Origin of the sequence: Parapedobacter composti (assembly GCF_900112315.1) — a bacterium.
GTDB lineage: Bacteria > Bacteroidota > Bacteroidia > Sphingobacteriales > Sphingobacteriaceae > Parapedobacter > Parapedobacter composti.
In genome coordinates this window covers 247,169-265,268 of the sequence record NZ_FOLL01000004.1, presented here as the reverse complement: position 1 = coordinate 265,268, position 18,100 = coordinate 247,169, and the positions used below count along the sequence as shown (strand labels likewise).

Genomic DNA, 18,100 nt, shown 5'->3' with positions numbered 1-18,100 from the left:
TGCCCAGCCAAGGCCATAGGCCACCGCGGCGATGGAATGGCCGGTGCTGAGCCTGCGCTTGGCCTCTTCAATACGGCAGGCGGTGATGTGCTGGACCAGTTTGTGTCCATGCAGGCGGCGGTGGAGCTCGCGCAGGCGCCGCGGCGTGGTTTGCAGCGTGGCAGCAACCTGGCCCTCACGGAAACCGGCGTGCTGGAAAAGCTGGCCAAGCACCTGCCGGACATGACCCTGCGCCTGCACCGCGGTTTGCCCCGCGAAGAACTTAAACTGTTCATGAATTCGCCCCGCTTTGGCAGCGGCCTTCGCCCGCCCTTGCCGACGCGACCTCCAGCTGGCGTTCGACCGATTGTCGAAGGATTGTCGAAGCGCTGTCGAAGAATTGTCGAAGCGCTGTCGAAGGATTGTCGAACAAGTCTCGAACAACTGTCGAAGCCATGCCGAACAATTGCCGAGCAACCGGGGAGGGTACTCCCGTAAACCAAACTGCCGTTTACCTGTTGGTAGGGTAGCACACCCGCTGTTAATTATGGCAAAAAAGAAGATAGCCACCAGCACCCGGATGGAAGAGGCACGGCAACTGGAAAAAGCAGGTAAGCATGCCGAGGCGCTGAAGCTGTACCGCACACTTACGCGCGGTAAGCGCCTGAACGCTGATGCCTATAACCGCATGATGGTTATCCTGCGGAAGCAAAAGCAATACAAGACCGAATTGGAGGTTATCCGCCGGGCCATTGCTGCGGCTGAGGCCGCGGAGGCGGCCAACCGGAAGGCCATCGGCGAGCGGGACCGGGATTCGGCTGCGCTGAGCCGCAAGCTGGCTGATTCACTGGGGTTGCTGAATGATGAGGGGCTGCCGGTATATGAAGACCCGCAAGTGACCGCCTGGCGCAAACGGGAGGCCGTGGTGGAAAAGCGGATCCGTTCGGCAGGTTCCCGCCGTTGAGCTACGGCCTTGACGGGGCTGCTCCGATGTTCTCATTTCTTTTCATAGCTATTTCGGCTACTTTCTCAGCGTGTGCATCGCCCCACTTTTGCATGGCCTCAATTACGGATAGGAGGGTTTTTCCAAACGTTGTTAACTTATATTCGACCCTTAATGGATACCCTTGATATGTTTGTTTGGAGACCACCTCATACGCTAACAGTTCGGTAAGTTGATGGTTTATCACCCGTAAACTGGCGTGTTTAATGGCTTTCCGGATGTCTGCAGGCCTGTTGATTCCGTTAGCAATACAGTCAATGATGCACGGCTTCCATTTTCCGCCGATAACTTTCATGGTAACACTCACGCCATAATCAAGTGCCTGTGGTATTTTATTTACGTACATAAGCTGACCTGACAAGTGGATTTATGGGTCCAAAATTACGAAACAATCCAGTGGTATCCGGATTTTAGGATAAGGATTAATTTGTCCATATGATTCTTTTGGCCCATATTTTTTATCGCTTGTATCAGAAGTAGTTTTGTGCTACTAAATGAGACGTTAAAATATGAAATACCTATTTCTTTTCGGTGCGATTATAGCAGAAGTTATTGGTGCAGTTGCAACCAGACAATCAAATGGATTTACTAAAATTCTCCCGTCTTCCATAGCGGTTTTGGGGGTGGTGGCCGCCTATTACTTGTTGTCTTTGTCGTTAAAAAATGGCATGTCAATAGGCGTGGCTTACGGAATATGGGCCGCGCTGGGAATAACCATTCTGACGGTGCTGGGGGTTTTTCTCTTTAAAGAATCCTTGACTATGGTGCAAGTGATGGGGATGCTGCTAATAGTCGGCGGTGTTTTGGCGTTGGAATTGGGCAAGGTATCCCCATAAACCGGTGATGCGCCAGTTCCAACCGCTTCCGGCTGAGCCGCCGCTTGGGACGTGGTGCCGAACGCCTTTTTTCCGGGTTCTTCAAAGGTTGCGGTCGATATAGCTTGGCGGCTGCCTTTGAAAATTTGGCGCATTAGCCTATCTTTGCCTGCGTAGACTGGAAACGCTCACTAATCTAAGTTTTAAGCAGGAGGAATAGATTCACACCCAGCTCCGCTGGGTTTTGTTGTTTTGTAAACATGAAGATGATGGACTTAACCAAGCCGGCAGTAGGTATAATTGGAAGCGGCAGCTGGGCCACGGCGATGATTAAGATGCTGGAAGACAATAAAACGGATAAGTCGGTGTATTGGTGGGTGCGCAACCGCGAAACGGCGGATTACATCCGTACCTACCGGCACAACCCCAATTACCTGAGCGCGGTAACCGTGAAAATTCCCAAGCGCCATATTCATTCTGACGTGCGTTCGGTAATCGGGCATGCGAGCATCGTGATGCTCAATACACCGGCGGCGTTCCTGAAAGACGCGCTGAAGGGCGTTACGCCGGAAATGCTGGAGGGAAAAATCGTGGTGTCGGCCATCAAAGGCATTATTCCGGATGAAAACCAGATTGTGGGCGATTTCCTGCAGGAGCGGTACGGTATACCGATTGAGCGTATCGCCGTTATCAGCGGCCCGTGCCACGCGGAGGAGGTGTCGCTTGAGAAACTGTCTTACCTGACGGTGGCTTCGCAGGATACCGACGCGGCGACGCGGGTGGCGGCGGTAATCGGAAACCGCTATATCAAGACCATCGTGTCTGACGATATTTACGGAACGGAATATGCCGCCGTGCTGAAGAACATCTATGCCGTGGCGGGCGGAATATGCCACGGCATCGGCTTTGGGGATAACTTCCAGGCGGTGCTGGTGTCTAATGCCATCCGCGAAATGGCGCATTTCGTGAATGCGGTGCATCCCATAGAGCGGGACATCAAGGAGTCTGCTTACCTCGGCGACTTGCTGGTGACGGCTTATTCGCAGTTTAGCCGCAACCGCACGTTCGGCACGATGATTGGCAAAGGGTATTCGGTGCGGTCGGCCCAGCTGGAGATGAACATGGTGGCAGAGGGGTACTATGCTTCAAACGGTATCCAGCAGATCTGTACCAAACTTGGGATTGAACTGCCCATCTGCCAGGCGGTATACCAGGTGCTGTACCGGAATGCTTCGCCCGCGACGGAAATGAGATTGTTGGCTGAAAAACTTACGTAACAACTTGATAAACTTTATATGAACAGGACAACTGTACTTCATCGACTGCTGTGTTTATTTGTAGCAGTATCCCTCATTTCTTGCAACACGTTTAAACAACGGGATAAACTGCCGCCGGCTTACCGCAATGGGCTGGTGGTGACAGCCCACCCCGAGGCTTCGGCCGTGGGCTTACAGGTGCTGCGCGACGGCGGCAATGCGGTGGATGCGGCCGTGGCGGTGCAGTTTGCGCTGGCCGTGGTTTACCCCAATGCGGGGAACATCGGCGGCGGGGGCTTCATGGTATACCGCACGGCCGACGGCGGCTTCGCTTCGTTGGATTTCCGTGAGGCGGCTCCGGCAGCGGCAACCCGCGACATGTACCTGGATGCGGAGGGCAACCCGATTACGGAGCTGAGCCTGCGCGGGCAGCTGGCAGCTGGGGTGCCGGGCGTGGTAGACGGGATGGTGAAGGCGCATGAGCGGTATGGCAAGCTGAAATGGGCTGCGCTGGTGGAGCCGGCGATCCGCCTGGCACAGCAGGGATTCCCGATTACGGCCATGCAGGCCCGGGAGCTGAATAACCGGAAAGAGAGTTTCAAAAAGCATAACCCCCTGGGAACCGCGCTGGTGAAGGAGGAGGGCGAGTGGGCTGAAGGCGATACCTTAATCCAGACGGAGCTGGCGCATACGCTTACCCTGATTGCCGAAAACGGCCGGGCCGGGTTTTACGAAGGGGAGGTGGCCGACAGGATTGTGGAGGAAATGGCCCGCGGAAATGGCATCATCAGCCATGAAGATTTAAAACGGTATGAAGCGAAATGGCGCCAACCGGTATCGTCTACTTACCGGGGGCTCCGTGTGGTGTCTATGCCGCCGCCCTCAAGCGGAGGGATTGCGCTGATTGCCATGCTGAAGTCGGTGGAGGCGTTCCCCCTGGCCAGGTGGGGTTTCCAGAGCGACTCGACCATGCGGGTGATGATTGAGGCGGAACGCCGGGTGTATGCCGACAGGGCCACGCACCTGGGCGACCCGGATTTTTACAATGTGCCGCAGCAGGTGCTGATCGACTCGACCTATAACGCGCAGCGGATGAGCAATATGGATTTTTCCCGGGCTTCGCTCAGCAGCGATATCCATGCGGGTAGTATGCCGGTGGCTGCGGAGCACGAGGAAACCACGCATTTTTCCATTGTTGACCGCCAAGGTAATGCGGTATCGCTTACCACTACCATTAACGGTTCTTACGGTTCGCACGTGGTGGTGGCCGGAGCGGGTTTCTTGCTGAACAACGAGATGGATGATTTCTCGGTGAAGCCGGGAGCGCCCAATATGTATGGGTTGGTTGGCGGCGCCGCCAATGCCATTGAGCCCGGCAAGCGCATGCTGAGCTCCATGACGCCTACCATCATCGAGAAAGATGGAAAGCTGTATATGGTGGTGGGTACGCCGGGCGGATCGACCATCATGACATCGGTATTCCAGACCATCTTGAATGTGGTGGATTTCGGGATGGACATGCAGCAGGCGGTGGATGCACCGAGGTTTCACCACCAGTGGCTGCCGGATGAAGTGGCGGCCGAAAAGGGTGCTATCGGTGCGGAGGTGCGCCAGGCGCTGACCGAATCGGGCTATAAGCTGGTGGATCGCAGCAGCATCGGGCGGGTGGACGCCATTTTGGTGTTGCCTGACGGTGGTTTGCAGGGCGGGGCCGACCCGCGTGGCGACGATGTGGCAATGGGGTACTAACCGTTAATGAGCGGAGATGGATAAAGGGCAGGTTGCAGAACGATATCAGGAGATTCAGGACGAGATATGCCGCGGACTGGAAACGCTGGACGGCGGTGCGCGGTTCGTGGAGGAGTTGTGGCAGCGCGATGGTGGGGGCGGCGGGCGAACCCGCATCATCCAGCAGGGCAACGCCATTGAAAGGGGAGGGGTGAATTTTTCTGCCGTGCACGGCGTATTGCCCGAGCCGGTGCGGAAGGCATTCGGTGTGGACGAGACGGATTTTTTTGCTACGGGCGTTTCCATTGTGATTCATCCGCGGAACCCGTTTGTGCCCATCATCCACATGAACATCCGCTATTTTGAACTCAATGAGCAGACACGGTGGTTCGGCGGCGGGATAGACCTGACGCCGCACTATGTGCTGCCGGAGGATGCGCGGTATTTTCACCGGCAACTCAAAGCGGTGTGCGATAGGTATAGCCCGGCGTTTTATCCGGAATTCAAGGCGTTTGCCGATAGGTATTTTTACATCAAGCACCGCCAGGAAACGCGCGGCGTAGGGGGAATCTTTTACGACCGGCTCACCCCGGATAAAGCGGGGCTGGCGTGGGACGCGATTTTCGACTTTTCCTGCGATGTGGGACGGGCGTTTGTGCCGGTTTACGCGGAGCTGGTGAACCGCAACCGCCACAAGCCGTTTTCCGAGGCCAACACGCAATGGCAGCAGGTGCGCCGCGGACGGTATGTGGAGTTTAACCTGGTGTATGACGCGGGCACGAAATTCGGGCTGGAAACCAACGGACGGATTGAATCGATCTTGATGAGCCTGCCGCCGCAGGCGCAGTGGATATATGATTTCCGGCCGGAACCGGGCAGTGCTGAAGCGCAGACCCTCGCGCTGCTCAAGCCGGGAGTGGATTGGATAACTGAATGAAACGATAGCGAATGGTTACATTTGAACGATTTACATTGGCTAACGGTTTGCGGGTGCTGGTGCATGAGGATAACGCCACGCCCATGGCGGTGGTCAATATCTTGTATGACGTGGGGGCCCGCGATGAGGATCCGGAGCGGACGGGGTTTGCCCACTTGTTTGAACACTTGATGTTCGGCGGGTCGGTAAACATTCCGAACTACGACGGCCCGCTGCAGCGGGTGGGCGGGCAGAACAATGCTTTTACCAGCAACGATATTACCAATTATTACATTACCCTGCCGGCGGCAAACCTTGAGACGGCTTTCTGGCTGGAGAGCGACCGTATGCTGGGACTGGCATTCAGCGAGAAGAGCCTGGAGGTGCAGCGAAGCGTGGTGTGCGAAGAGTTTAAGCAGCGCTACCTTGACCAGCCTTATGGCGATGCGTGGCTGCGGCTGCGGCCGCTGGCTTACAAGGAACACCCTTACCGCTGGGCGACCATCGGCAAGGAGCTGGCGCACATCGAGCAGGCCAGTATGGATGATGTGAAGGCGTTTTTCGCCAGGCATTATGCGCCGGACAATGCGATTATGGTGGTAGCGGGTAATGTGGAAACCGGCGCGGTGCGGCAACTGGCCGAAAAGTGGTTCGGCCCGATTCCGCCGCGGGGAAAGGGTGTGCGCAGCCTGACGGCCGAACCGCCGCAGCGGGAGGCCCGGCGGGAGATTGTACATGCCAGCGTGCCGCAGGATAATCTTTATATTGCTTTCCACGGCCCGGCGCGGTTGGACAGGGCCTACCATACGATGGATCTGTTGTCTGACCTGCTGTCGCAGGGGGCCTCGTCACGGCTATACCGGCGGCTGGTAAAGGAAAAGCCCCTGTTCAGCGAAATCAATGCTTACCAGACCGGCAGCATTGATCCCGGCCTGCTGGTGGTGGAAGGTAAACCCCTGCCGGATGTGCCCATTGACACCGCGGAAAATGCGATATGGGCGGAGCTGGAAGCGCTTGCCGCCGAACCGGTGGGGGTGTATGAACTGAACAAGGTGAAAAACAAGGTGGAGTCTACCCTGGTTTTCGGGGAAATGGCCATACTGGAAAAGGCCATGAACCTGGCGTATTTTGAGCTGCTGGGCGATGCCGGCGAACTGAACCGCGAGGTGGACCGCTACCTCAGCGTTACCGCTGATGACATCCAGCAGCTGGCCGCCCAAATGTTTAGGAAAGAAAATTCATCAACGCTCATTTATATTGCTCATGCCGATGCTTGACAGAACTTTACCCCCTGCATTCCGCCCCATAACGGGCTTCGACTTGATTAGGCCCCGGCTTGTTACGTTTGGGAACGGGGTGAAACTGTTTGTGTTCCGGGAGGGGACGCAGGATCTGGTACGGATAGAATGGGTTTTCAATAACGTGTTTGAACGGGAAAGTCAGGGTTTGCTGAACATGGCCGTAAACGAGCTGATGCTGGAAGGCACCTCGGCCTACAGCAGTGCCCAGATTGCCGAGCTGGTGGATTTTCACGGGGCGTTCCTCGTGCCGCAGTTTGGCTACGACCAGTCAACGCTCACCCTGTTTTCGCTTAATAAACACCTGGGCAACCTGCTGCCGCTGGTGAAGGATATCCTCACCGATGCAACATTCCCGGAAGCGGAGCTGGAAACCTATGTGCGGAATAATAAGCAGAAACTGCAGGTGTCGCTCAAGAAAAACAGCTTTGTGGCACGCAGGCTGTTTAACAAGCGCGTTTTCGGCCCCACACGGTATGGCTATGTGCCGGGGATGGCTGATTACGACAGGCTGTCTGATGAGGCGCTGCTTGCGCAGTTCCTGAAGCAATGTACGGCAGACAACTGTACGCTGGTGGTGTCTGGGAATGTGACGGACGACGTGATTGCGTCGCTGGAACGGCTGTTCGGCGGCCAGTGGCGGGATGAGACGGTGGCACCCGCGGCGGATAACCCGCCGGTATTTGTGCCGCCCCATGCGCTGCTTATGGTAGATGAACGCAAGGAGGCGCTGCAATCGGCCATCCGAATCGGGTACCAGAGCATCCAGCGCCGGCACCCGGATTTTCCGGGATTACAGGTGCTCAATACGGTGCTGGGCGGCTATTTCGGTTCACGGCTGATGGTTAACATCCGCGAAGATAAGGGGTATACGTATAACATCAGCTCGGCCTTGGTGTCTTTGAAGCATGCGGCTTTCTTTACGCTGGCGTCTGAAGTGGGCGTGCAGGTAACGAAGGCTACCCTCGCCGAAATCGAAAGCGAAATACAGCGGCTGCGTGACGAGCCGGTAGATGAGGCGGAGCTGGCGCTGGTGCGAAACTACATGATGGGGGCTATGCTGGGCAGCCTGGAGAATATTTTTTCGCATGCTGATCTGTTCAAGAACGTGTACTTTTCTGGGCTCGACCTGGATTACTACGATTATTATACCCAGGTGGTGAACACCATTACGCCGGATACGTTGCTGCGGCTGGCCAACACCTACCTGGATTACGACAAGATGGTAAAGGTGGTGGTAGGCAAGCTGGTGTAGCCGGCGTTAGCGCCCTTTAAGGACCTCAAACAGGGCTTTGCCCTTTAGCAGGCATTCGTCGTATTCCTTTTCGGGGTCGGCATTGGCGGTGATGGCTCCGCCGGTCTGGAAAGACAGGTAGCGCTTTTTTGCATTGTACAGCATGGTGCGGATAACCACACTGAAATCAAAATTGCCCTGCGGACTGAAATAGCCCAGCGCGCCGGAATAGACGCCCCTCCGGCTGTCTTCGTAGGCATCGATTAACTCCATTGCGCTGATTTTGGGTGCGCCCGTCATGGAGGCCGGCGGAAATGTGTTGCGGATGATTTCCGTGGCGCTTATCCCTTTGCGTGCCTGGCAGGTAACGGTAGAAACCAGCTGGTGTACCTGCTTGAAGCTGTGTATTTCCAGCAGCGCGGGGGCTTCGACGGTGCCGGGCTCGGCGCTGCGGGTAAGATCGTTCCGCACGAGATCTACGACCATAAGGTTTTCGCTGACTTCCTTGGGATTGGCGGCCAGCTGGGTCTTCAGGCGTTCGTCTTGCTTGCCGGTTTTGCCGCGGGGCGCCGTGCCTTTGATGGGCTGGGAGATCAGGGTGTTGCCGTTTTTGGAGAGGAACCGCTCTGGCGAGGCCGAAAGGATGTATCTGTCGCCGTATTTAAAGAAACACGAAAACGGTGTGGGCGACACGGCATTGAGCCTGCGGTAGGTTTCCAGGGGGTTGAGCGACGCTTCTTCGGCATAAAATTCCTGGCAGTAGTTTATTTCGTAAACATCGCCCATGCGGATGTGGTTCTTGAGCGCGTCGAATGTTGTGAAATACGCGTGGTGGTCTACCCGGTATCTGAGCTGGCCCTTGAACCCCGGCGGCCCGTCGGTCACTTCCGTGGCTTCGATTTCGCGGACAATGGCCGCCGGATCGGCGCCCTTGATCTCGACATTGTGTTGGCCGATGAGCAGGGTGTATTGCGGCACAAAGAAATACGCGTCTGGGAAATCGATACGGTTAAGGTGGCGGGAGTAGAGCTGCTCGATTTCGTTTTTAAGGTCATAACCGAAGAATCCCGGAATCCAGCTGCCGGGATGGGCGTCTATAAACCGCTGCAGGTTGGCAAAGGTATCGTGGCCATCGGCCACAAACTCCGCCGCGGCACCCACCGCGATGAACACATCGAGGTTGCCGTAATTGTCGCGGTAACCGTTGGAATCCAGGTAGCAGGCACTGTCAAACTTGGCGGCCCACTGTAACGCCCTCTGGGCAAACGCCCGGCTGTCTTTAAGATGGTATGCCATTGATACCATAGGGCAAAAATTTTACGTTAACAATAGGGTTTGTTTACGATCTGGACCTACCGAGAGGTATTTAATGGGTACCCCCAGTTGTTGCTCCAGGTATTGAATATAATCTACCAGTGTTTGCGGAATCTGTGTTTTTTCGGTGATTCCGCACAGGTCTACATGCCATCCGGGCAATGTTTCGTATACCGGCTGGGGCTTAACGCTCACAATGTCATAAGGCATGTAATCGATTTGCTGGCCATCTTGTACGTAGTGCGTGCAGACGTTGATGGTTTCAAATCCGCTCAGCACATCGGCCTTGGTCATCACCAGTTCGGTGACGCCGTTGAGCATGATGGCGTATTTGAGCGCCGGCAGATCGATCCAGCCCGTGCGGCGCGGACGCCCGGTGGTGGCACCGAACTCGTGGCCCAGCTGGCGAAGCTTCTCGCCGGTTTCGTCTTCCAGCTCAGTAGGGAAGGGGCCGCCGCCCACCCGCGTGCAATAGGCTTTGAAGATGCCGATGACGTTGCCGACCTTGCCCGGCGAAATGCCCAGTCCTGTGCAGGCACCGGCAGCCGTGGTGGTAGACGATGTGACAAAGGGATAAGAACCGAAGTCGATATCCAGCAGCGTGCCCTGTGCGCCTTCAGCGAGAACGCGCTTGCCGTCTTTGAGGTATTGGTTTACCAGGTGCTCCCCATCGACATGCGGGATGGTTTTCAGGAACTCCACGGCCTCTATGAAGGCCTGCTCACGTTCGCTGAAATCAGGTATCTCGCCGTAGTGGGACAGGATGGATTTGTGCTTCTCTACCAGCCGCCTGTACCGGTCGGCAAAATCGGGCAGCGTGGTGTCGCCCACGCGCAGGCCATTGCGGCCGGTTTTGTCCATATACGTGGGGCCGATGCCCTTCAGCGTGGAGCCGATTTTGCCGTCGCCCATCTTGCTTTCGGACGCGGCGTCGAGCAGCTGGTGGGTGGGGAGGATAAGGTGTGCCTTGCGGGCGATAACCAGTTTGCCGGCAGCAACGGGGTCGAACCCGTGTTTGCGCAGCGTATCGAGTTCCCTTTTCAGGATAATGGGGTCAATTACCACTCCATTGCCAATGAGGTTAAGGGTGTCTTTGTTGAAGATGCCCGAAGGGATGGTGTTCAGGATGTATTTCTGGTTGTCAAATTCCAGTGTATGTCCGGCATTCGGCCCGCCCTGGAAGCGGGCTATTAAATCATATTCTGGGCAGAGGACGTCCACAATCTTACCTTTCCCTTCGTCGCCCCATTGCAGGCCCAAAAGCACATCAACTTGCATAGTTTATCAGCATTGAAAAATTGAAATCATTAAGGAAATTACAAATTCTGAGGCAAATCTAACATTATTTTAATATTCTCCGATTTAAAATCGAAAAGCCGGCAGTACAGGTGCTGCCGGACGGGCATTGCCGGGCGGGGCTGAATAGGCTCAATGGGCTTCGACGAGCGTGCTTTTCTTTGTTGGTCCGTCAGCTGCGGCGTCTTGCTTTTTGGCCGAGCATTCGCTGCATACGCCATACAGGTTCAGCGAGTGGTGCTTGATGTCGAATTTCAGCAGTTCGCCCATCATTGACTGAATCTGGTGGATACGGGGGTCGCAGAATTCGACGACCTTGCCGCATTCGATGCAGATGATATGGTCATGCTGTTTATAGCCGTATGATTTCTCAAACTGGGCCATGTTCTTCCCGAATTGGTGTTTGGTAACCAAATCGCACGACACCAGTAGCTCCAGCGTATTGTATACAGTTGCCCGGCTTACCCGGTACTTTTTGTTCTTCATGTGGATGTACAGCGATTCGACATCGAAATGGTCGTTCCGCGAGTAAATCTCTTCGAGAATAGCGTAGCGCTCCGGTGTTTTGCGGAGGCTTTTGTTTTCCAGGTAAGCCTCGAAAATCTTCTTTACTGTTTGGTAATTTTCCGTTTGAGTCATCATCCGAAGGTTAAACGTACAAAGTTACATAAAGTTACCCAGATATCCAATCGGGTATGCTTGCAATCGTGGCAGCGGGCGTTGGGGAAGCGCAGTGAATCAGCTTAGTGGTCTGAGTCGAACCGCGTAATGCCGGTAATCCCCTTGATTTGCTTGAGGTGCCTGATCAGGTTTTCGAGGTGTGCTGTATCGTTTACGAAAATCATAATCGACCCTTCGAAGATGCCATCGTTGCTGGAAATGGTGATTGACCGGATGTTAACCTTGAAATCATGCGAGATGACCTTGGTGATTTTGTTGACTAACCCCACATCGTCTATACCCACGATGTGCAGTCCCGTAAGGAAAGCCAGCTCTTTCTGCGACGTCCATTTGGCCTTGACGATGCGGTAACCGTAGTTCGCCATCAGCTTGGCTGCATTGGGGCAGTTGGTGCGGTGGATTTTGATGCCGTCATTTACGGTGATAAACCCGAACACATCGTCGCCGGGGATAGGGTTGCAGCAGGGCGACAGCGTGTAATCTATTTTCTGCAGGTCGTCGCCAATCAGCAGCGTTTCGTAATCCTTTTTGTTGATTTTGTCTACCAGGCCGCTGATGTGCGAATTGAATTGCTGCCCGTTCTGCTCCACGCTTTTCTCGCTGAGTAAAAACTCTTTGAGGTTCTTGATGTCTATTACCCCTTTAGCCACATTGTAAAACAAGTCTTGCGAAGAGGGGTACTTGAAAAACATTGTCAGTTTATTGATGTTTTCCGTGTTGTACGTGATTTTCAGCGATTTGAGCTTGCGCTCCAGGATTTCCTTGCCGTCTTCTGCCACCCGCCTCTTTTCTTCCTTGAGGGCCGACTTGATTTTGGATTTGGCCTTGGCGGTGACCACGAAGCTGAGCCAGTCTTCCTTGGGCGTCTGCTTGCTGGAGGTGATGATCTCCACCTGGTCGCCGTTCTGGAGCTTGTGGCTCAGGGGCACCAGCTTATGGTTTACCTTGGCGCCGATACAGCTGGCCCCCAGGTCGGAGTGAATCTCAAACGCAAAATCCAGTGCCGTGGCGTTATGCGGGAGCTGGATAAGGGCACCTTTGGGGGTAAAGATGAAAATCTCATCAGAAAAGAGGTTCATCTTGAAATCGTCAAGGAAATCCATGGCATTGGATTCGGGGTTGCTCAGGATTTCCCGCACTTTCTGTATCCATTGATCCAGCCCGCTGTCTGAATTGGACTCCTTGTATTTCCAATGGGCGGCAAAGCCCTTCTCGGCGATTTCGTTCATCCGCACCGTGCGGATCTGCACCTCCACCCATTGGCCCTTGGGGCCCATCACCGTGGTATGCAGCGATTCATAACCATTGGCCTTGGGCGATGATACCCAGTCGCGCAGGCGGTCGGGGTTGGGGCGGTAGAGATCCGTGACGATGGAATAGGCTTTCCAGCATTCGGCCTTTTCGTTTTCCTGGGAGGTATCGATAATGATACGGATGGCAAACAGGTCGTACACCTCTTCAAAGGGTATCGATTTTTTGCGCATCTTGTTCCAGATGGAATAGATGGACTTCGGACGGCCGAACACGGCGGCCTTGATACCCTGCTCGTGCAGGATTTCTTTGATGGGCTCCACGAAATGCTGGATAAACCGCTCCCGCTCTGCCTTCTTCTCGTTGAGTTTCTTGGCGATGAACTTGTAGGTATCCGGGTCGGTATACTTCATGGATAGGTCTTCCAGCTCCGATTTGATGGCATACAAGCCCAGGCGGTGGGCCAGGGGAGCATAGAGGTAGGATGTTTCAGAAGCGATTTTCAGCTGCTTGTCTCGAGGCATGAAGTCCATGGTGCGCATGTTGTGCAGCCTGTCGGCCAGCTTGATGAGGATAACACGCACATCATCGGCCAGCGTGAGCAGCATCTTGCGGAAATTTTCGGCCTGTATGGAACTGTTCGGGTCAAAGATGCCCGATATCTTCGTAAGCCCGTCAATGATGCGCGCCACCTTTTTGCCGAATTCGCGTTCGATATCGTCCAGCGTGATGGTGGTGTCTTCCACCACATCGTGCAGCAGGGCGCAGACGATGGACGTGGTGCCGAGGCCGATTTCTTCTGCGGCGATCTGGGCTACGGCAATGGGATGGTATATGTAAGGTTCGCCCGACTTGCGGCGCATGTCTTTATGACTGTCAAGCGCCATGTCAAAGGCCTTCCGGATCATCTGCTTATCGCCGCGCTGCAACGTGGGTTTGCACGCCCGCAGCAGCGCCCGGTACCGCTTCCGTATTTCTTTGCTTTCCGCCTCTAAATCAATTACTAATTCCTTCATATATATCGCCTACCTTAACCGTTGTATTTAAGAAATACCTATCTTTGTATATCCGTAACGGTTGGACAAGATAAACATCCATTTGTTTAATGCATAAATATACGGAAAATTATTGATATCCCATAGCGATGCACGTGTTGAGGCTGTTGTTTTTTCTGGTGTTGCTGGGCGTTGCAGGCCACGTTTCCGCACAGGATTCCCTTGCTATGCGGCAGGCCGATCAGCAGCCGAGACGCATATTGGTGCCCACCATGGAGGTAAACGGTGAGCGCATCCCCTGGTTGCGCATCCCCGAAGTGCAGGTAACGCGGAAGCGCGTGTTCCGAAGCCCCGAAGATAAGGCGCGCTACCTGCGGCTGCGCTATAACGTGATGAAGGTGCTGCCGTATGCAAGGTACGCGCAGAACCGGTATGAGCAGCTGCACCGCGACCTGGCGCTGACCGATAACCGGCGCGAGCAAAAACGGCTGGTGAAGGCGTGCGAAAAGGAAATCAAAGACATGTTTAACCGGGAGATTAAAAAACTGACGATATCACAGGGGGAAATTCTGATTAAGCTCATTGACCGCCAGACCGGCAACTCCAGCTACGAGGTGGTCAAAGACCTGAAAGGGGGCGTTACCGCATTCTTTTACCAGTCGATAGCCAAGGTCTTCGGGCATAACCTGAAAAATACCTACAACCCTGAGGAAGACGTGGAGATAGAAAATATCATCCGCAGCCTGGAACGCCCGGGCCCGGCTTATTTTTAAGCGCATTTTTCCTACCTTTGTGCCAACATTAAGCGTTTAAACATGGAAAATACTGGTGGACTGGATATACTGGTTTTAGCGGTGCATCCCGACGATGCTGAGCTGAGCTGCGGAGGCACGATTTTAAAGCATGTGGCCATGGGCCGCAAGGTGGGCGTGGTTGATTTGACACGGGGCGAGCTGGGAACGCGCGGCACGCCGGAGACCCGGGAAGCGGAGGCGCGCGACGCGGGCGAAATCCTCGGACTGACGGTGAGGGAAAACCTGGCCATGCGCGATGGCTTTTTCCGCAACGATGAAGCCCACCAGCTGAAAATAATCGAGGTGATCCGCAGGTACCGGCCCGAAATCGTTATTACCAATGCGTTGCACGACCGGCATCCGGACCACGGGCGCGCGGGCAATTTGGTGAACGACGCGGTGTTTCTGGCCGGATTGGTGAAAATCGCCACCGAAGAGGGGGGCAGGCCCCAGCTGCCGCACCGCCCGCGCCTGTTATTGCAGTTTATACAGGACTACTACATCAAACCGGATATCGTGGTGGATGTGAGCGACCACTGGGAACAGAAGGTGGCGGCCATCAAAGCCTTCCGATCACAGTTCCATAATGAATCATATACGGAGAAAGAGCCGCAGACTTACATCTCTACACCGGATTTCCTGCGGTATATCGAAGCCCGCGGGCGGGAATACGGCAAATACATCGGCGCTAAATACGCCGAGGGATACACCTGCCGCAGGCTGCTCGGGGTAGACGATCTGTTTGCCCTGAAATAGGGCGCGGGGCCGTTAAACTGCGAAACTTTCTCCGCAGGCGCAGGTGCGCGAGGCGTTGGGATTGTGAAATTCAAACCCTTTGCCGTTAAGCCCGTCTGAATAATCCAGTTCAGTACCTGCCAGGTACAGGTATGATTTGATGTCAAGGCAGATTTTAATGCCCTTATCTTCAAAAATCTGGTCGCCCTTGCGTGATTCGTTATCAAAGTTGAGCTTATACGCCAAGCCGGAACAACCGCCGCTTTCCACGGCCACCCGTACAAAATACGTATCGTCATAGTTCTCCTCGCGCATAATGCTGAGGATACGTTGCTTTGCTTTATCCGTTATTGTTACCATGCTATTGCCGTTAATCATACAAATATCGGCATAACCCGCCGATATTGCAACAGCTGAGCGTTAAGGGGATGTCATTTTTGCGGCGGGGTATACCGGCTGAAGACGCGCATGAGGTAAAAGAGGAAGGGCAGGATGAACACGCTGCCCAGCAGGAGCGCCCAGGCCAGCGCGGTGATGGTGCTGTGGTTTCCCGCGTGGTCAATCAATGACAGTCCGCCGCCGTGCTTGAACAGGACGAGTTCGGGGTAGTGCTGGTAAGTGGCAGCGAGCAGAATCATGGTGACCTGGAACCCGGCCAGCACACGGGCTGCGAAGGCCTTTCGGCGTTGCAGGGCCGGGAAGGTGAATGCCAGGGACACCGTGGCCAGCAGAATGGCCAGCTGCCCGATAGTACCACCGAAAATCCACTCCATCAACGGAATATCGGAATAGGCGGCCGCCAGAAAAACCAGCCCCCCCGCAACAACAACGATGTAGATAAACCGCCGCGCGATGCGCGCCATCAACAACCGGTCATATGCCTCATCTACCGAACCGATGGCGTAGGCGGCTGCCAGGTACCCGCAGATGCTGATGGTAAACAGGCCGATGGCCGCCCCGAACCACGTTAGCCAGCTGTGGATGTAGGCCGAGACGAAATGGGTGGCCGCCGGATCAATGGTACGCGAAACGGTGGAGGCTGCGATGATGCCCAGAAAAAAGGGCGTAACCACGCTCGACCAGGTGAAGATGCGGGTGTAGAGGTGCTGCCACTGGTCAGACACGGCGTCGTAATTGCGGAAGACAAATGCCGTGCCGCGGGCGATGATGCCCAACAGCATCGCTACCAGCGGGATGTGCACGTAGATGGACATGTGGGTATAGATTTCGGGGAATCCGACAAACAGGATGACGATAGCGATGATGAGCCACATGTGGTTGGCTTCCCAGACGGGGCCGATGGCGCGCGACATGATTTTACGCACTTTGAGTTTATGCTTACGGCGCACCGTCAGCTCGACAATGCCCGCGCCGAAATCTGCCCCGCCCAGCAGCAGGTATAAACAGATGGAAGCCCAGAGGAAGACAATGACAACGTACAGCATGGCTACGATGATTTGGAATTACCGCGGTAGGCCGGATCGGTTACATCATAAAGCCGGCCTACCATGGCCATCTGGCGGTAAAGCAGGAAAACCACGATGGCGGCCAGCGACACGAATACGGCGGTAAAGAGGAAAAACGAATAAACGATGCCCGGCATGGGCGTTACGGCATCGGCCGTGCGCATGATGCCGTATATGATCCAGGGCTGGCGGCCCACTTCGGTAACAATCCATCCGGCCTCTACCGCGATATAGCCCATGGGGGTAGCGATAACGAACAGCCGGAGCAGCCACCGGCGGTCCAGCCAGGCCCTGCGCCGGGCGAGCGCGAAAAGATAAATGAGCGAAAGCAAGGCCATGAGCATGCCTAACCCGACCATCACCTGGAAGGCGTAATGCGTGATGGCCACGGGCGGCCAGTTTTCCCGGGGGATATCGTTCAAGCCGGTTACGGGTTGATTCACGTCGCCGTGGGCCAGGAAACTCAGCACGCCAGGTATTTTCAACGCATGTTTCACGCGCCCTTCTTGCTCATCGGGAATGCCGCCGATGATAAACGGCGCCCGGGCCTCCGTTTCGAAATGGGCCTCCATGGCAGCTAACTTGGCGGGCTGCCGCTCAGCCACGTCTTTGGCGGAAATATCGCCGCTGATGGGTTGCAGCAGTGCCGCAATGCACGCACACAACGCCGAAATGCGGAACGCCGTGGTGTGGAAGGTGACGTTTTTGCGCTTGAGGATCATCAGCGCATGGATGCCGGCCACGGCAAATCCCGTAGCGACGAACGCCGCCAAGGTCATGTGCAGGGCCTGGGAAAACCAGGCGTCGTTGAACATCGCCGCGATGGGGTCGACATTCAGGTACTGCCCATCGACGTAATCAAAGCCCGCCGGACTGTTCATCCAGGCGTTTGCGGCAACGACCAGGATGCCCGAGGCCAGTCCGCTCAGTCCGACCACCAGGCCCGTAAACCAGTGGAACCAGGGGCGCAGGCGCCCCCATCCGTAGAGAAAAAAGCCCAGTGCAATGGCCTCAATGAAAAATGCCGTGCCTTCCAGCGAAAACGGCATGCCGAAGATGGGGCCGGCATGTTCCATGAAGGTAGGCCACAGCAACCCCAGCTCAAAGGAGAGCATCGTGCCGGATACGGCCCCGGTGGCGAACAGGATGGCTACCCCTTTGCTCCAGGCTTTGGTAAGCCCGAGGTAAATGGCGTTTCGGGTTCTGAGGTAAATAAAGTGTGCAATGGCCATGAAAAACGGCATGACCATGCCCACGCAGGCAAAGATAATGTGGAAGCCGAGGGACATCGCCATCTGCGACCGGGCTGCAATCAGATCGTCCATGACGCGGTGCGGTT

Annotated in this window: 18 protein-coding genes; 9 read left to right on the top strand and 9 right to left on the bottom strand. The window is 55.3% G+C overall.

Annotation, left to right across the window (positions count from 1 at the left end; genetic code table 11):
* Positions 1-213, bottom strand: a 213-nt coding sequence (locus BM030_RS20450; protein ID WP_397235371.1) for a helix-turn-helix domain-containing protein, incomplete at its 3' end; no start/stop codon positions are given.
* Between the two features lie 313 nt (positions 214-526).
* On the opposite strand from BM030_RS20450, the gene BM030_RS07210 reads away from it, so the two are divergent.
* Positions 527-943: a hypothetical protein gene (locus BM030_RS07210; RefSeq protein ID WP_090972688.1), complete on the top strand. Its 417-nt coding sequence runs from the start codon at positions 527-529 to the stop codon at positions 941-943.
* Between the two features lies 1 nt (position 944).
* Here BM030_RS07210 and BM030_RS07205 read toward each other — a convergent pair whose 3' ends face one another.
* Positions 945-1,328 carry a winged helix-turn-helix transcriptional regulator gene (locus BM030_RS07205; protein WP_090972686.1) on the bottom strand — a complete coding sequence of 128 codons (384 nt, stop codon included), beginning with the start codon at positions 1,326-1,328 and terminating at the stop codon, positions 945-947.
* Positions 1,329-1,491: 163 nt separating this feature from the next.
* Here BM030_RS07205 and BM030_RS07200 point away from each other — a divergent pair, with 163 nt between their 5' ends.
* The 6 genes from BM030_RS07200 (at position 1,492) to BM030_RS07175 (ending at position 8,250) form a co-directional block, all read left to right on the top strand.
* Positions 1,492-1,818 carry a DMT family transporter gene (locus BM030_RS07200; protein ID WP_090972684.1) on the top strand — a complete coding sequence of 109 codons (327 nt, stop codon included), beginning with the start codon at positions 1,492-1,494 and terminating at the stop codon, positions 1,816-1,818.
* Positions 1,819-2,063: 245 nt separating this feature from the next.
* The gene (locus BM030_RS07195; RefSeq protein WP_244518747.1) at positions 2,064-3,074 is read left to right on the top strand and encodes an NAD(P)H-dependent glycerol-3-phosphate dehydrogenase; all 1,011 of its coding nucleotides are present in this window, start codon (positions 2,064-2,066) and stop codon (positions 3,072-3,074) included.
* Positions 3,075-3,092: 18 nt separating this feature from the next.
* Complete coding sequence (gene ggt, locus BM030_RS07190) at positions 3,093-4,802, top strand: gamma-glutamyltransferase (RefSeq protein WP_090972682.1); 1,710 nt, start codon at positions 3,093-3,095, stop codon at positions 4,800-4,802.
* Positions 4,803-4,818: 16 nt separating this feature from the next.
* Positions 4,819-5,718 (top strand): oxygen-dependent coproporphyrinogen oxidase, encoded by a 900-nt coding sequence (hemF, locus tag BM030_RS07185; protein WP_090972680.1) that lies wholly within the window; start codon positions 4,819-4,821, stop codon positions 5,716-5,718.
* A gap of 11 nt (positions 5,719-5,729) precedes the next feature.
* Positions 5,730-6,974 carry a M16 family metallopeptidase gene (locus BM030_RS07180; RefSeq protein WP_090972678.1) on the top strand — a complete coding sequence of 415 codons (1,245 nt, stop codon included), beginning with the start codon at positions 5,730-5,732 and terminating at the stop codon, positions 6,972-6,974.
* A complete protein-coding gene (locus BM030_RS07175; RefSeq protein WP_090972676.1) occupies positions 6,967-8,250 on the top strand; it encodes a M16 family metallopeptidase in 1,284 nt (427 codons plus the stop codon). The genes BM030_RS07180 and BM030_RS07175 overlap by 8 nt, the downstream gene beginning before the upstream one ends.
* Before the next feature lie 6 nt (positions 8,251-8,256).
* Here BM030_RS07175 and BM030_RS07170 read toward each other — a convergent pair whose 3' ends face one another.
* The 4 genes from BM030_RS07170 to BM030_RS07155 all read right to left on the bottom strand — a co-directional run bounded on the left by BM030_RS07170 (position 8,257) and on the right by BM030_RS07155 (position 13,787).
* Positions 8,257-9,525 (bottom strand): anthranilate synthase component I family protein, encoded by a 1,269-nt coding sequence (locus BM030_RS07170; RefSeq protein WP_244518745.1) that lies wholly within the window; start codon positions 9,523-9,525, stop codon positions 8,257-8,259.
* Positions 9,526-9,546: 21 nt separating this feature from the next.
* Complete coding sequence (locus tag BM030_RS07165; RefSeq protein ID WP_090972671.1) at positions 9,547-10,821, bottom strand: adenylosuccinate synthase; 1,275 nt, start codon at positions 10,819-10,821, stop codon at positions 9,547-9,549.
* Between the two features lie 150 nt (positions 10,822-10,971).
* On the bottom strand, positions 10,972-11,478 hold the full coding sequence (locus tag BM030_RS07160; RefSeq protein ID WP_090972669.1) for a Fur family transcriptional regulator: 507 nt from the start codon (positions 11,476-11,478) through the stop codon (positions 10,972-10,974).
* 104 nt (positions 11,479-11,582) lie between these two features.
* Positions 11,583-13,787 carry a RelA/SpoT family protein gene (locus BM030_RS07155; RefSeq protein WP_090972667.1) on the bottom strand — a complete coding sequence of 735 codons (2,205 nt, stop codon included), beginning with the start codon at positions 13,785-13,787 and terminating at the stop codon, positions 11,583-11,585.
* A gap of 128 nt (positions 13,788-13,915) precedes the next feature.
* Between BM030_RS07155 and BM030_RS07150 the strand changes: the two genes are divergently transcribed.
* Positions 13,916-14,539, top strand: coding sequence for a DUF4294 domain-containing protein (locus BM030_RS07150; RefSeq protein WP_090972665.1), 624 nt, complete (start codon positions 13,916-13,918; stop codon positions 14,537-14,539).
* Between the two features lie 42 nt (positions 14,540-14,581).
* Positions 14,582-15,316 carry a bacillithiol biosynthesis deacetylase BshB1 gene (gene bshB1 / locus BM030_RS07145; protein WP_090972664.1) on the top strand — a complete coding sequence of 245 codons (735 nt, stop codon included), beginning with the start codon at positions 14,582-14,584 and terminating at the stop codon, positions 15,314-15,316.
* 12 nt (positions 15,317-15,328) lie between these two features.
* On the opposite strand, the gene BM030_RS07140 is transcribed toward bshB1, so the two are convergent.
* From BM030_RS07140 to BM030_RS07130, 3 genes are all read right to left on the bottom strand, one after another.
* Positions 15,329-15,655, bottom strand: coding sequence for a HesB/IscA family protein (locus BM030_RS07140; protein WP_090972725.1), 327 nt, complete (start codon positions 15,653-15,655; stop codon positions 15,329-15,331).
* A gap of 71 nt (positions 15,656-15,726) precedes the next feature.
* Positions 15,727-16,740, bottom strand: a complete 1,014-nt coding sequence (locus BM030_RS07135; RefSeq protein WP_090972662.1) for a cytochrome d ubiquinol oxidase subunit II — start codon at positions 16,738-16,740, stop codon at positions 15,727-15,729.
* Between the two features lie 2 nt (positions 16,741-16,742).
* On the bottom strand, positions 16,743-18,086 hold the full coding sequence (locus tag BM030_RS07130; protein WP_090972659.1) for a cytochrome ubiquinol oxidase subunit I: 1,344 nt from the start codon (positions 18,084-18,086) through the stop codon (positions 16,743-16,745).
* Positions 18,087-18,100: the final 14 nt, after the last annotated feature.